This is a genomic window from Maridesulfovibrio sp. (genome assembly GCF_965230075.1).
Classification (GTDB): Bacteria; Desulfobacterota; Desulfovibrionia; order Desulfovibrionales; family Desulfovibrionaceae; genus Maridesulfovibrio.
On record NZ_OZ245945.1, the window covers coordinates 1,323,468 to 1,336,639 of the forward strand.

Annotated in this window: 14 protein-coding genes and 1 tRNA gene; 3 read left to right on the forward strand and 12 right to left on the reverse strand. The window is 51.1% G+C overall.

The genetic code is table 11. The features are described 5' to 3' along the window. The first annotated feature begins 15 nt into the window (after positions 1-15). Positions 16-1,122 carry a glycosyltransferase family 4 protein gene (locus ACO05Z_RS06050; RefSeq protein ID WP_421901253.1) on the forward strand — a complete coding sequence of 369 codons (1,107 nt, stop codon included), beginning with the start codon at positions 16-18 and terminating at the stop codon, positions 1,120-1,122. A gap of 34 nt (positions 1,123-1,156) precedes the next feature. Here ACO05Z_RS06050 and ACO05Z_RS06055 read toward each other — a convergent pair whose 3' ends face one another. The 6 genes from ACO05Z_RS06055 to ACO05Z_RS06080 form a co-directional block, all read right to left on the reverse strand. Then, entirely contained in the window at positions 1,157-1,918 is a 762-nt protein-coding gene (locus ACO05Z_RS06055) for a substrate-binding periplasmic protein (RefSeq protein ID WP_421901254.1), read from the reverse strand. 277 nt (positions 1,919-2,195) lie between these two features. Further along, complete coding sequence (hisF, locus tag ACO05Z_RS06060; RefSeq protein ID WP_421901255.1) at positions 2,196-2,975, reverse strand: imidazole glycerol phosphate synthase subunit HisF; 780 nt, start codon at positions 2,973-2,975, stop codon at positions 2,196-2,198. Next, positions 2,968-3,606 (reverse strand): imidazole glycerol phosphate synthase subunit HisH, encoded by a 639-nt coding sequence (gene hisH / locus ACO05Z_RS06065; protein ID WP_421901256.1) that lies wholly within the window; start codon positions 3,604-3,606, stop codon positions 2,968-2,970. The genes hisF and hisH overlap by 8 nt, the downstream gene beginning before the upstream one ends. Before the next feature lie 240 nt (positions 3,607-3,846). Beyond that, complete coding sequence (locus tag ACO05Z_RS06070) at positions 3,847-4,656, reverse strand: J domain-containing protein (RefSeq protein WP_421901257.1); 810 nt, start codon at positions 4,654-4,656, stop codon at positions 3,847-3,849. A gap of 8 nt (positions 4,657-4,664) precedes the next feature. Next, positions 4,665-5,102: a YkgJ family cysteine cluster protein gene (locus ACO05Z_RS06075; protein WP_421901258.1), complete on the reverse strand. Its 438-nt coding sequence runs from the start codon at positions 5,100-5,102 to the stop codon at positions 4,665-4,667. After that, positions 5,102-5,524: a CoA-binding protein gene (locus tag ACO05Z_RS06080; protein ID WP_421901259.1), complete on the reverse strand. Its 423-nt coding sequence runs from the start codon at positions 5,522-5,524 to the stop codon at positions 5,102-5,104. Before ACO05Z_RS06080 ends, ACO05Z_RS06075 begins: the two co-directional genes overlap by 1 nt. A gap of 120 nt (positions 5,525-5,644) precedes the next feature. Here ACO05Z_RS06080 and ACO05Z_RS06085 point away from each other — a divergent pair, with 120 nt between their 5' ends. Beyond that, positions 5,645-6,874 carry a M24 family metallopeptidase gene (locus ACO05Z_RS06085; protein ID WP_421901260.1) on the forward strand — a complete coding sequence of 410 codons (1,230 nt, stop codon included), beginning with the start codon at positions 5,645-5,647 and terminating at the stop codon, positions 6,872-6,874. 66 nt (positions 6,875-6,940) lie between these two features. Here ACO05Z_RS06085 and ACO05Z_RS06090 read toward each other — a convergent pair whose 3' ends face one another. The 6 genes from ACO05Z_RS06090 to ACO05Z_RS06115 all read right to left on the reverse strand — a co-directional run bounded on the left by ACO05Z_RS06090 (position 6,941) and on the right by ACO05Z_RS06115 (position 12,966). Continuing rightward, complete coding sequence (locus ACO05Z_RS06090; protein ID WP_421901261.1) at positions 6,941-7,600, reverse strand: nitroreductase family protein; 660 nt, start codon at positions 7,598-7,600, stop codon at positions 6,941-6,943. Between the two features lie 165 nt (positions 7,601-7,765). Beyond that, a complete protein-coding gene (locus ACO05Z_RS06095; protein WP_421901262.1) occupies positions 7,766-8,662 on the reverse strand; it encodes an AMIN domain-containing protein in 897 nt (298 codons plus the stop codon). Positions 8,663-8,854: 192 nt separating this feature from the next. Further along, entirely contained in the window at positions 8,855-10,042 is a 1,188-nt protein-coding gene (locus ACO05Z_RS06100) for an iron-containing alcohol dehydrogenase (RefSeq protein ID WP_421901263.1), read from the reverse strand. Positions 10,043-10,129: 87 nt separating this feature from the next. After that, on the reverse strand, positions 10,130-10,651 hold the full coding sequence (locus ACO05Z_RS06105) for an AAA family ATPase (protein ID WP_421901264.1): 522 nt from the start codon (positions 10,649-10,651) through the stop codon (positions 10,130-10,132). Further along, complete coding sequence (locus tag ACO05Z_RS06110) at positions 10,651-11,046, reverse strand: VOC family protein (protein WP_421901265.1); 396 nt, start codon at positions 11,044-11,046, stop codon at positions 10,651-10,653. Before ACO05Z_RS06110 ends, ACO05Z_RS06105 begins: the two co-directional genes overlap by 1 nt. A gap of 9 nt (positions 11,047-11,055) precedes the next feature. Next, entirely contained in the window at positions 11,056-12,966 is a 1,911-nt protein-coding gene (locus tag ACO05Z_RS06115; protein ID WP_421901266.1) for a cytochrome c biogenesis protein CcdA, read from the reverse strand. Positions 12,967-13,076: 110 nt separating this feature from the next. Between ACO05Z_RS06115 and ACO05Z_RS06120 the strand changes: the two genes are divergently transcribed. Continuing rightward, positions 13,077-13,152: transfer RNA gene (locus ACO05Z_RS06120), tRNA-Lys, on the forward strand. Positions 13,153-13,172: the final 20 nt, after the last annotated feature.

Below are 13,172 nucleotides of genomic sequence, written 5' to 3' on the forward strand. Positions count from 1 at the left end.
TACATATAAATTACAATGAAAAAAATTTCCCTGATTCTGCCTCGTTTCAGTCGTTACGGCGGGGTGGAGCGTTTTGGATATAATTTAAGCACGGCCCTTGCTGATGCCGGATACTCCGTTGATTTTATCTGTGCCCGTGCTGAGGATGAACCGCCGCAGGGCGTCAACATCATCAAAGTAGGCCGTTACGGGGTCTGCCGGGTCGGGAAGCTGCTTTGGTTTGTTATGGCGGCAGAAAAGGCACGCAGGAAAGGCAATTACGACCTGACCATCAGCCTTGGTAAATCCCTGAATCAGGACATCCTGCGTATTGGTGGCGGACCGCTTGAATCTTTCTGGTCCCTTTCGCAACGGGCTTGGCCTGCGGGATTTGCGCGTTCCTTTAAAATGTTCCGCCGCCGCACAGCTCTGGTCAATATGCTCATTAAGTATATCGAGCGTAAGCAGGCTGCATCGGATTGTCGCATGGTCTGCGTTTCCCATCGTGTGCGCGACTGGATGGTGGATTCCCATCCCTCACTTAGCGGACGCAAAATTGATGTCATTTACAACAAACCGGACCTGTCCCTGTTCAGCCCGTTAAGTCTGGAAGAACGAAACTTCGCACGCGCAGAATTTTCATTATCTGAAAAAGATGTCCTCATCTCCACCGCGACAACAAACTTTGCGCTTAAGGGTGTCTCTTTCCTGATTAAAGCACTTGCCGAGCTTCCCGCTAATTACCATTTGCAGGTTGCCGGGGGCCGCAACCCTTCCAAATACATCAAGCTTGCCGAAGAGCTGGGCGTTGCCGAACGGGTGCGTTTTCTTGGTAAGGTTGAAGATATGCCCGCGCTTTACGGGCGTTCCGATGTTTTCGTGCTGCCCTCATTTTACGATGCCTGCTCCAACTCAGTGCTCGAAGCGCTGGCCTGTGGAGTTCCGGTAGTCAGTTCCCGCGATAACGGCAGCAGCTATTTCCTGCCTGAAGAACAGATCATTGATGATCCGTCAGATTATATGAAGCTGGCAGAAATGATCAGTAAAGTAGCAGCGCAGAAAAGTGGGGAAGCGTTCAAATGGCCGGATGATGTTCCGTGCGGGATTGAACCTTACCTGAAGCTGGTGAAGCAGATGCTTTGAGCAAAAACAGCGAACTTGATTAAAGGGCGGAAGGTTAATTCTTTCCGCCTTTTGTTTTTTTGAGTGTCGAATTATCAGCAGGAAGGCTTTGCATCATACAATCCAGAAGATTCCATTTGGCGTACATTTTGTGAAGTTCGCCGCTTTCATAAAGCTGCTTGAATCCAGAATCGTAGATTTCGCGTACTTGTCTGCCTCGTTCGGTTTTCGGGAAAACCATGACCCATTCTCGTCTGGACAGCTCTTGAATTGTAAATTGTGACCAGTCCATGTGGCGTAATTCGGAAGCATCCTTGCCTTCCTCGAATGCAATCCCGTTGCCTTTGTTTTTCATGACATCTTTAAGGATTGTGCAGTCATCAAGGTAGTATTTTACCCTGCCCATAAAAAGAAGCTTTAAGGCAGCGTAACGGGTGCGGATTTCTTTGGTATTGATGCCGTATTCCTTGCCTTGCATGGGTGGGGCAACTGTCTGGTTTATATTGTCAGTAATTGTTTTTATGCCCTGCCAGCTGGGTAGCAGCTTTTTGTTGAACATTACAGCGATGCGGTAAACCCAGGTTGGGTAACGGCTGTAAAGATAGTCATCCGAAGTTTTTTCTATTCCGCCGGAGATATCAGCTCCGCCTTTGCGTATATTCATCAAAGCCCGTTTGAAAGGGAAATAGCTGGTTTCAACTTTGTATCCTTTGTCCGTGAAGATGGCTTTCATAATGTCATGATAAAGCCCTGTCCCATTACGGTTGGTTACGCCTTTCCACTCCTGAGTGTGGTATTGAATAATATTGGGGTTCAAGTCCTGCCCGGAGGCAATGAGCGGCATTGAAAAAATGTATAGAATGCAGAACATAAGCAGCAAACTTATACTGCGGAATCTGATATTGAACTGGAGGAAGGACATACCTATTTTATCTCACCGAACATGCAAATAGGCAAGTATAATCACACGAAGAAAGGCGAAGCTGGAAATCCAACTTCGCCTTTTTATTTTTAAGTCACATTCTGCCAAGCTGGCAACTCTTTAAACAACTTAAAGGGTTTAAGCCCTCGGAGAGCCGCCGGAGGCATGCCTTTTACCAGCTGTTGCGGACGCGCACGCCTTTAGAAGCCATGTGCTCCTTGAGCTGGGGGATGGTGTAATCTCCGTAGTGGACGATGGAGGCGATGAGCGCGGCAGTGGCGCGGCCTTCGGTTACGGCCTCTACCATGTGCTGCGGATTACCGGCACCACCGGATGCGATGACGGGAATCTGTACGCTTTCAGCTACCAGTCGGGTAAGTTCGAGGTCGTAACCTGTCTTTACGCCGTCAGCATCAATGGAGTTAAGGCAGATTTCGCCTGCGCCGAGGGATTCCCCGGTCTTGGCCCATTCGAGGGCGTCGATGCCCATGTACTTGCGGCCGCCGTTGATGACGATTTCGAAACCGGAAGGAATCTTCTCGGATTTCTCAACACGCTTAACATCCATGCCGAGCACGATGCACTGGGAACCGAACGCTGCGGCCCCTTCGCTGATGATGTCCGGGTTCTTGACCGCACCGGAGTTGACGGAAACCTTTTCCGCTCCGGCGAGGAGTACGTCACGCATATCCTGTACGGAGTTGATACCGCCGCCCACGGAGAAGGGGATGAAAATTTCAGAAGCTACGCGCTCGACCACGTCGAGGAAAATACCGCGACCTTCGGAAGATGCGGTGATGTCGTAGAAGACGATTTCGTCCGCGCCCTGTTCATAGTAGAGGCGGGCAGTTTCCACGGGATCACCGATATCAACATTGCCTTTGAATTTAATGCCCTTGGTGAGGATTCCGTTCCTTACATCGAGGCAGGGGATGACTCTTTTACTAAGCATCGGAAACCTCCTTGCAGTATTCGTAGAAATTGGAAAGCAGCTTCAGGCCGGGGCGTCCGCTCTTTTCCGGGTGGAACTGAACGGCCCAGAGACCTTCGCGTCCGTGCAGGGAGCAGAAGGGGCGGCCATAGATGGTTTCACCGATGATGTATTTGTCTTCGGGTGCAGGATAGTAGCTGTGTACAAAATAGAAATGTGCTTCAGGATCGATGTCCTTGAAAAGAACACAGTCCTGCTTAAGCTCAATCTGGTTCCAGCCCATGTGGGGCACGCGGATGGCAACGCCTTCGTAATCTTCCCAAGAGGGATTGAAGAGGCGGCATTCACCGGGAATTACGGAAAGAGCCTGAGTGTCGTTTTCTTCGCTGTAGTCGAGCAGGATCTGGCAGCCGACACAGATACCGAGCAGCGGCTTTTTCTGCTGCACGAGATCCTTGAGAAGTTCATCCAGTCCGCCGGATGTGAGTTCATCCATGGCCTGACCGGCAGCTCCGACACCGGGAAAGATGATGCCTGTAGCTTCGGACAGGACTTCCTTGTCGGAAGTAATCTGGTTTGGAATGCCCAGTTTGTTCAGCGCGCGCTGTACACTGGTCTGGTTTCCGGCCTTGTAGTCAAGAATAGCCAGCATGAGAGGGGCCCCCTTCTGTTTGTTAAATACTTATTGAACCGCAGAAGTCTGTAACTTTAATGAGGGTATATTTTCCGGATGCAGAAATGTATCCGGAAGAACGGCTGCCTTTGCCTTAAGGCGGCAGTATATAACGGTTCTGTTCTATATATAGGAGCTAGTCAAAAAAACGAAGGAAAACAAGTGAAAATGTAACCGGAATATATTTTTTTCAAAAAAAAAGAAGCTGGCTGTAAAAGATTACTTTGCCATTATGCGCAGATAGAGATCGCCCTTGAAAGGACCAAGTTTACGGCCCTGTCCTTTTAGGCGGATGGGGCGCCCGATGACGAAATCGCGGGGCAGGGTGATCTCAAGGGTTTTGCTCTTTTTGCGGAGACCCTGTTGCAGGGTGATGCGTACGCTCCGGCCGGGATGCAGGGCAGAGGCCGGGAAGTAGACAGTCTGTTCATCATCCAGCTGGCCCTTGAACCAGCCCTTGATTCCTGATCCGAGACCGGAGGAAACATCAACCGATGCGCTTTTGTCGCCCCAGTTTACATTGAGCTTGCGTTCCTTGATGGGTGCGGACGGCTTGCGGAAGGGCTTGTCCTTGCTGATCTGGCTGTAGATGTCTTCAAAGACCTGCCGTGCAAAAGGATCGTTCAGGATATCCTTGAGCACATCTTCTTCCTTCTGGAAAAAGTAGCGGCTCTGCTGGGCACTGGAGGTACCGTTGTTGCGCGCTTCGGTTTTGGCTTTGGATTGCTGCGCCCGGTAGGCGCTGGCACCTTCGCGGGCGGTCTTGCGTTCTGATTGAGATTTGAAGTTTGATTTCTGGCGGGTGTATGAACGTTTATCCGCAGAAGCTTTTCCAGCCCCGGTATTGCCGGCTACGTTTTTAAGAAAGACGTAGGCCTCGTTCAGTTCCCGGAACTTCTTTGCGGCATCAGGGCTGGGGTTCAAGTCAGGGTGCATGCTGAAGGCCAGCTTGCGGAAGGAACGTTTTATGTCCTCCTCGCTGGCGTTGGGTCCGACTTTTAGAATGCTCTGTGCCTGTCTTGTGTTCATAGTGATTATTAGTCTTCGTCAGTGATCAGTGCGTTGGGTGCAACATCAGGATCATGCTGGCGCAGTCCTTCGGCGCGGATGTATGCCTTGCCTTCTTCAACGAATTTGGCATGGCCAGCTTCGTTGTTAACGCCGGGACAGTATTCCTGAATCATCTCCCAGCTCATCTCATCAATAAGATTGCCCCGGAAAAAGGGCCATGCGCGACAGATATCAGGGCGTCCGGGATGGACACCGCAGCCTTCATTATAAAATACACAGTATCCGTCCTCGCGGGATTGGAGACGGATTTTGCCGTTTACGGTTTCGCTGTGTTTTTCAATAAGTTCCTGTTCGGAGATGCCGAGGTGATCGGCGAGACGGTTACGGTCCTTGGCGGTCATGATGATACCGCCTTCGCCCTGGCAGCAGTGGCCGCACATCCGGCATTCAAAAGCCTTGCTCATTATTTCTTGCCTGCTAAATTTTTATGGTCAACCATTATGCAACGGTCTTCGATTACGGTGATGTCTTTGCCTTCGAGTAGTTCGCGTGCTTCGGGGCTGAAAATATCCTGCTGCATCCAGAAGCATTTGGGCAGGGTTTCAAGCTCCAGTACTTCACGGGCGTGGTCAGCGCAGAACTGGGAAGCCCGGAAAAGGTTTACGAGATCGACCGGAACAGGGATGTCCTTGACGGATTTGTAGGTCTTAAGGCCCCAGACATTCTCCCTTTTTGGGTGAACCGGGATAATTTCAAAACCTGCATCCATCATATAACGGCAGACCCGGTCAACAGGGCGTCCGGGCTTATCCACCGCGCCGATTACGGCTATTACCTTGACCTCATCAAGAAGTGCGGCTAATTTTTTTCCGTCAAATATAAGCATATTTTGATCTCTCCGGGCAATTGATTTCAGCATGCTACAGTAAAGCCCGGTTACTTGCAAAGTTCTCTTTTCCAAGAATCCTTATTTATATGAATCCGATACATCCAAGGAGTATAGCCCATGTCTGATCTGGAATCCAATGTAGTTGTTCCGCGCAGTGAGCTTGAAGCCCGCTGGGCAAAATGCCGCCGTTTCCTGCCCGAAGTAGCTCCACAGGCAGGGGGCATGCTCTGCTTTTCGCGTTTGCAGATTTATTACCTCTCCGGCTCATTTGTCAACGGTGCAGTATGGCTTCCGCTGGAAGGGGAACCGATTCTTTTTGTCCGCAAGTCCTGTGACCGGGCAAACATTGAAAGTTCCATTAAAAATATCGCCAGCTTCAAGTCTTTTAAGGATCTGGCTCCCATTGCCAGACAAATGGGCCAGCCGTTGAGTGAAGTTATGGGCGCAGAAACCGCAGGCCTCACATGGCAGCTGGGTGAAATGCTCACATCCCGCATGTCCGAATATAAATTTGTACCCGGCGATAAGGTGCTGGCTATGTCCCGTGCGGTGAAGTCCGAGTGGGAACTGGAGATCATGCGCGAAGTGGGACACCTGCACCATACCGCGTTGTTTGAAATCCTGCCGGAGCTGCTTGAGACAGGCATGAGCGAGATGGAGATAGCAAAATATCTCTGGAATATCTTTTTCGAGCTGGGCCATGAAGGGCACATGCGCATGCAGACTTTTAATGAGGAGATTTTCCTCGGTCATATTTCCGCCGGGGATTCCGGTATCTACCCCAGTTCATTTAACGGTCCGCTGGGGCTGCGCGGGGTGCATCCGGCTTCACCGTTTATGGGCAGCGGCGACAAGTTCTGGGAGAAGGGCGCGCCCCTTTCCGTGGATTGCGGATTTGTAATGCAGGGTTACCATACCGATAAGACACAGGTTTACTGGGCCGGACCCAAGAGTTCCATTCCCAAGGAAGTTCTGGATGCGCAGTATTTTTGTCAGGATATGCAGGCTCTGGCTGCTGATCATCTTTATCCCGGAACCATGGTCAGTGAGGTCTATGCCAAGGTCATGGAACAGGCAGAGAAAGAGGGCTTCATGGAAGGTTTCATGGGCATCGGCGAATGCAAGGTCCCGTTTATCGGGCACGGCATCGGCCTGACTGTGGACGGCTTTCCACCCATTGCCAAGGGCTTTGATATCCCCATTGAAGAAGGTATGGTCTTCGCCCTAGAGCCGAAGCAGGGCATTCCCGGAATAGGCATGGTCGGGGTGGAAAATACTTTTGAAGTCACCGCAGACGGGCCGGAGTGCCTGACCGGTGATGATTACGATATTATTTGTATTGAGTAAGTTATTGGTTTGAAAAATCAAAAGGGTACGCAGATGGTTTTGGCTGCCTGCGTACCCTTTTTTTATTTATATAACGGTTATGACGTCTTCTCTCGCCAGCCGTGCTTTAGGCTGACCGTGGTTGTAATCGCCGCCTTTCAGATGATATCCCAGTGCCAGTGCTACTTCGCAGACGTAGCCGTTAAGCTCTTTCTTGAAGGTCTCACCAATAAGTTCAGAATCAACACCCTCCATAGGGGTGGACTCTAGTCCCAGCCGCGCAATCGTATGCATGGTGTTGCCCAGTGCGAGATAAGTCTGGGCTTTGGTCCAGCTGCCGTTGAATCCGGTTTCATCAGTATTCAGTCCGGCAAAGAACATCCCTTTTTCCATCATCTCGTCATATTTATCCGCTGGTAGATGACCCGACTTGACCTCGGCATCTACAACTTTTTTATATTGTTTTTCTGTGAAGTAGGGATTGTAAGCGAATAGAATTATGTGCGAGGCCTCCGTAGCGTGAGGCTGGTTGAATTCAAATTTATTGGCAAAAGTATCGTGGAAGCGCTGTTTTGCTTCGTCACTTTCGATAATAATAAATTTCCATGGCTGCGAATTAACGGATGAAGGCGACAAGCGCATGGCCTCTTTGATGATAGCTATTTTGTCGGCTGGAATGCGTTTAGCAGCATCGTATTTTTTGCAGGCATAGCGAAAGTTAAGGTCTTTAATGATAGGGTGATCCATAATTGTCTCCGGTTAAGGATTTAAGAGTATCAATTTTAGGCCGAGTTTAACCCGACATGGCGGACCCGTTCAATCCATTTCTTTTTATAAGCTTACGGTACTAACGAAAAATCCCCCGCAACTATCAGGCTACGGGGGATTCGTTTTGTCTTCTGTCTGTAAAAATTACTTCACATCAATATCAAGTCCGCTTCCGGTCTTGTTAATAACTGGGGCCGGGGTCTGACCTTTGAGGTCCATGACCATGCGGATTTTGTCATCGTAGATGCCGATCCTGAAGCGTGAGAAGATCGGGTTCTCCGGCTTGAGCACGGTAGGCCCGAAGTAATCCCATTTGCCTTGGATATCGACCACAAGGCGGTTGGGGTCTTTCAGGAAAAAAGATGTGTAGGACAGGGGCGAGCCACCGAGATCGAGGCTGATTCTGGTCTTGTTGTCCACTTCCTTGAAATAGATGGACTTGAGCTTGCCTTCCTGCAGACCGTGCTTTTCGTCTTCCGGCTTTGGTGCTTCTTCAGCTTTTTCAGCTGCGGTTGTGGCGTTGCTGACATCTGTGCCGTTGAAGGCCAGAATGGTTTTTGAAGTAGCGTTGCCCTTTGTGGCGTTACTCTGTGTGGCATTGATTAGAGTTGCATTGGCTGTGCCGTTAGCAACCGGGATGGCAACAGTTCCGTTTTCAACTTCAACACTGCTGTTGGTGGCATTGGCAATAGCCATGGAAAGCAGGGGAAGCTCGTTTTCCGGCTCGGCTTCAATCAATTCTGTTTCTTTAGCAGGTGCAGTTTCGGACTGTTCCTCCTGGAGCATCCAGCTTTCGGGAAGAAGCAGTTGCGGATTGATGAAGGCGAGAATTGCCAATGCGCCGAAAATGTGGATCAGGGCCTGCTTGCTGGTGAAGTAGTTGCCATAGCGGCGGAAGCTGCGGCTGCATGAACCGCAGGAGTAGGACCTGACCGGTACGAGCAGTGAAATAAGGACGTCAGCAACCAGCCCCCGCCTGAAATAAAGGCGGTTGCTATCGCAAAACGGGCACTGAATTATTCTTTTCTGCTTTTTAGTCATTGTGCGGTATTTTCCTCCGATCCCCATCTACCAACACTTTGAAACATGCCAAAATTCTTTAATTGTCTGTAGTTATACTTATAAAAGAGCACACTAAAATGTCAATTAGCAGTTTCTACGAAATTAAGGGGAACCCATTAGATGAGTTCCCCCTTGAATAATCAAGTCTGGCAGCGCGAAGCTAACAACTGATTAACCCGCAATAGCTTCGGACATGATGCATTCGAGATCTTCGCGTTCCATTTTCGCGGGGGTGAACTCGAAGAGCTTGCCCATGGTCTGCTCGGCGATGTCGACCAGCTCGGCAACATCTTCTTCTTTTGCACCGTAATCCTTGAGGGATTCCTCGTTGAATCCGGCACGTTCGAGCAGGGAACGCAGTCCTTCGAGGAATACGGTAGCACGCATGTTTTCATCAAATTGCTGGGTATCGTAACCCATGGCCATGGCGAGGTCTTCGAAACGTTCCGGGCTTTCCGGGATCAGGCGCTTGAAATAGGGCACGGAAAGCTTGGCAAGGCCGAGGCCGTGCGGCAGTTCGGGATATTTTGCGCTCAGCGCATGCTCAAGTGCATGCTGGGAAATACAGCGGGACAGGGTTTCGCACATACCGGCGGCAGTGCTGGACCATGCCATTACTGTGCGCGCTTCGATGTTGTCGCCTTCAGCAATTGCCATGGGCAGGTAATGGCTGCTCAGGTGCACTGCTTCAAGGGCGAGCATGTCGCTCATGGGCTGGTGCGCGGTGGAAAGGAAGGTTTCCACTGCATGGAAAAATGCATCGATGCCGGTGTAGGCGGTTGTGCGCGGGGGCACGCTGACCATGAGTTCCGGGTCAACGATGGAGATGGCCGGGAAGGTAGAATCATTACCGAGGCTGATCTTTTCAATGCCGCCGGATTTGTTGATCACTGCCCACTGGTCCGCTTCGGTGCCGGTACCCGCTGTGGTGGGGATAGCGATGAGCGGTGCTGCGGGATTTTCAGGATTTACTCCGCCGCCGGAACCGGACTGCATGTAATCCCAGCATTTACCCACGTTGGTGGTCAAAAGGGCGATAGCTTTGGAAGCATCGATGGTGGAACCGCCGCCAAGGGCAACGATAAAGTCGATTCCTTTTTCACGGGCAATCTTTGCGGCCTCGTCAACCTGATCGGATTTCGGGTTGGGGGAGATATTATCGAAAACCACGGTGGAAACATCCTGCTTGGCGAGGAGGGCCTGTACTTTATCGAGATAGCCGTTCTCGATCATTGCACCGGATTCACCGATGATGACCATGGCTTTTTTGCCTTTGGGCAGGGATATGGTTCCCAGTTCTGCAAGTTTGCCGGGACCAAAAACAATACGGGTGGGAATAAATATCTGAAAATTGAGCATGCGCTTCCTTTTATATATGTAGTTTTAATGTTGCTGTTGAGCCACGTGATAACTGACTGCGGGCCAGTCGTAAAGGGTGGCGCAGCACTAAATCCTGCCTTGCCATTCCTTAATGGATAAAATCAGCTCTTGAAGGCTTTGGTTTTGGGTTTTGCCAGCTGTATCCAGCACAATCCTGTCCGATTCCCAAGCGTGGTATTCTCTAGCTTCTACCTGCTGCCAGGTAGGCAGTTTCAGCCCCGGAATACTCGACTCCCGTTGCTCAATCCTTTCTTTGTGTTCTGTCTTGTCAGAGCAGATAACTTCGATGTTGATAAATTTTGAGCCTGTATTGATAGCAACCTGTTGCCACTCTGTACGGGTCAGTTCAATGGGATTGCAGGAGTCCGAAACAACACTGATACCTTGGCTAAGGTTGTCTGAAGCAACCCGGTAGGCAAGGCGGTATCCTTCTCCTTCGACTTTGAACTCACAGAGGTCACGTATGGCCTGCTCAATTGTATCTATCCTGAGATAGGCACAGTTTAGTTCAGAACTTAAACCTTGAGCCAGAGTGCTTTTACCTGATCCCGGTAAGCCGGAAAAGATGTATAAGATCTTTGAATCCATTAGTCTTTTTTGTCGTAGGTGATAAGATTCAGGTAAATTCCCTGCGGGTCCTGAATCACGCAGAACCGCCCGACATTCTCAATCCGGGTGGGGGGAAGGACAACCTTGCCGCCTGTATCCTCAACCTGCGCTGCTGAGGCTTCCACGTCATCGACTGTGATGTACGGGTCCCAGCAGCCCTTGATGTGCTCTGGTGTTCCGTCAGGCTTGAGCATCATGCCTGCTGCCATGCGCCCGTCCTTGAAGGCGGTCAGGTAGGTGCCGCCGTAAATGGTTTTCGACTCCTTGAATGTCCAGCCCAGAAGGTCGCCATAGAATTTCTTGGCTGCTTCAAGGTCAGTGGTCAGCAGTTCGTTCCAGCTGAAGAATCCGTGTGTTGATGAATCGTTTTGCATGGTCTTTCCCTATTTAAGTGTCTGACTCAAAGCTTCGTCCATCTGACCTGTGGTGTAGAGGTCGCGGATGACCGTGGGGGACGATGAATCATCCCCGGGTTTGAATATGGCTGCCAGCGGGATGGAGCGGCTGCCCAGTGCGCGCAGGAATTCGTCGGCTACTTTGTCCGGCGCGGTGAGGTCTACCTTTATGAAGGTCAGGTTGTATTTTTCCTGCCAGCGGTTGAGGTTGGCCGGGGTCAGTACGGTCTGTTTCAGTACCTTGCAGGACGGGCACCAGTCGGCGGTGAATTCCACCAGCATGGCTTCTTTCCCAAGGCGGGCGGTGAAATCCTGCTGCTCAAAGCCGATCCAGTGTGCGGTGCGTTCCTGCGGTGTCGCGGCCCAGAATCCGGCTCCGATGCAGATTGCCAGCGCGCCGATGCGCAGCAGGTACATGACGGATTTCTTGTCCGCGCCGGCGGAGAGTCCCCACATCCACGCTCCCACGGAAGTGAACCAGAGGAAGATCAGGGTCGGGATGTACATATCCTCGGGCAGGATGCTGAACAGGTAGATGCATGTCCCGGCAAGGAAGAACCCTGCGGCCCGTTCAATCCAGATGGTCCACGCTCCGGGCTTGGGAAACTTGGTGGCCAGTGCCGGGAATATAGCCATTAATATGTAAGGCAGGGCCATGCCTGCGCCCACGCTCAGGAAAACCGAGCTGATCACGTAATGCTGCTGGACCATGGCCCATCCGAGCACACCGCCGAGGAACGGCCCACTGCACGGGGTCGCCAGCAGGGTGGCAAGTATCCCGGTGAAAAGGGCCTGCCTGCGGGGCCCGCTGTTATCGGAGCCGAGCTTGAGGTCTACGATGGGTAGGTTGAACAACCCAAACAGGCTCAGGCTAAGCGCAAAAACGACCCCGGTCAGCCCGATGACTACCGGGGGCTTTTGGAAAATCTGCCCCCAAGCCATTCCGGTCATGCCGAGTATGCCGCTGAGGACCCCGAAGTAGAGCAGGATGCCCAGCGCAAAGAAAATATTGTGTTCCCTGAAACCGCGTTTTTGTTCTTCCGCGCTTTCGTGTCCGGCTCCGGCGAGCAGGGTGGAGAGCTTTAGGCTGATCACCGGAAGCACGCAGGGCATGAAGTTGAGCAGGAAGCCTGCCAGCAGTCCGAAGAGGATTGCGGTGGTCAGGTCAGTCACTTCAAGGCCCGGGGTGAAGGAGCGGGGCTTCAGGGAATCGAATGAAAACGCGGAGTCGGTTTTGCTTCCCGTTACATCCTGAACCGGAGGAGCTGTTTTTTGCGGTTGGGATTTAGTTGCCTTTTCAGCGTTTTTCCCTTCAACTTTGGACGCAATATCCTTCAAGGAAATCTTGATGGTCTTGGCGCCTTTGCGCATCTTCACGAATTCCGGCCACCATGGTTGCAGGCTGGCCTGCGGCAGTTTGTCCGGGGATACAGCCATACCGAAAAAGCTGAGGTCGGTCCTGAAAGGCTGGCAGGCTGTCTTGGAGCACATGAGCAGGGATAGCTTGGCCTTGAGGGTGAAAGATTTCAATGACGCGGGAACCGGAACCAGAATCGGGGTCGGCCCTGAATAAGTGGCAACCTTTTTCCCTTTGTTGAAAGGATCATCCTTGAGTTTGCCCGGAAGGTAGATGGCCGGAAGGATAGTGTTGTCCGGGGTAAGGGTGACTTTCAGGGTAGTCGGCTGACCCAGCTTGCCCGGATTGTGGGAATATGTGTACCAGCCGTTTTTAGGCGTAAGCATCAGCCCGACTAGAATATTGGTTTTCAGTCCGGTTTGTTTCTGGTCATCCTTGGTTAAGCTGTAGAGCTTCCATTTTGTATCAAGGTTGGGATTCTGATTTTGGGCACTAAGAACCGTTTGCGGACAGATAAGCGCAAAGGTTGAAATGAAACTCAATAAAATTAAACAAATTAGCTTAAAGCGCATTTAGTTGCCTTTTTTAAATAAAAAAATAAAAAACCGATTGACATCCATAGTGAATATCTCTAAACCCATTCTCACGACACGGGTCACTGGCTCAATTGGTAGAGCAGCGGACTCTTAATCCGTTGGTTCAAGGTTCAAGTCCTTGGTGGCCTACCACAGAAAATACAGGGTGTTAT

Bases quoted from the DNA above. Each gene is read 5' to 3' on its own strand.
- ACO05Z_RS06105 (WP_421901264.1), bottom strand. From the start codon at position 10,651: ATGGATTCAAAGATCTTATACATCTTTTCCGGCTTACCGGGATCAGGT.
- ACO05Z_RS06075 (WP_421901258.1), bottom strand. From the start codon at position 5,102: ATGAGCAAGGCTTTTGAATGCCGGATGTGCGGCCACTGCTGCCAGGGC.
- ACO05Z_RS06090 (WP_421901261.1), bottom strand. From the start codon at position 7,600: ATGGATCACCCTATCATTAAAGACCTTAACTTTCGCTATGCCTGCAAA.
- ACO05Z_RS06095 (WP_421901262.1), bottom strand. From the start codon at position 8,662: ATGACTAAAAAGCAGAAAAGAATAATTCAGTGCCCGTTTTGCGATAGC.
- ACO05Z_RS06080 (WP_421901259.1), bottom strand. From the start codon at position 5,524: ATGCTTATATTTGACGGAAAAAAATTAGCCGCACTTCTTGATGAGGTC.
- ACO05Z_RS06110 (WP_421901265.1), bottom strand. From the start codon at position 11,046: ATGCAAAACGATTCATCAACACACGGATTCTTCAGCTGGAACGAACTG.
- ACO05Z_RS06050 (WP_421901253.1), top strand. From the start codon at position 16: ATGAAAAAAATTTCCCTGATTCTGCCTCGTTTCAGTCGTTACGGCGGG.
- ACO05Z_RS06070 (WP_421901257.1), bottom strand. From the start codon at position 4,656: ATGAACACAAGACAGGCACAGAGCATTCTAAAAGTCGGACCCAACGCC.
- hisF (WP_421901255.1), bottom strand. From the start codon at position 2,975: ATGCTTAGTAAAAGAGTCATCCCCTGCCTCGATGTAAGGAACGGAATC.
- ACO05Z_RS06100 (WP_421901263.1), bottom strand. From the start codon at position 10,042: ATGCTCAATTTTCAGATATTTATTCCCACCCGTATTGTTTTTGGTCCC.
- hisH (WP_421901256.1), bottom strand. From the start codon at position 3,606: ATGCTGGCTATTCTTGACTACAAGGCCGGAAACCAGACCAGTGTACAG.
- ACO05Z_RS06085 (WP_421901260.1), top strand. From the start codon at position 5,645: ATGTCTGATCTGGAATCCAATGTAGTTGTTCCGCGCAGTGAGCTTGAA.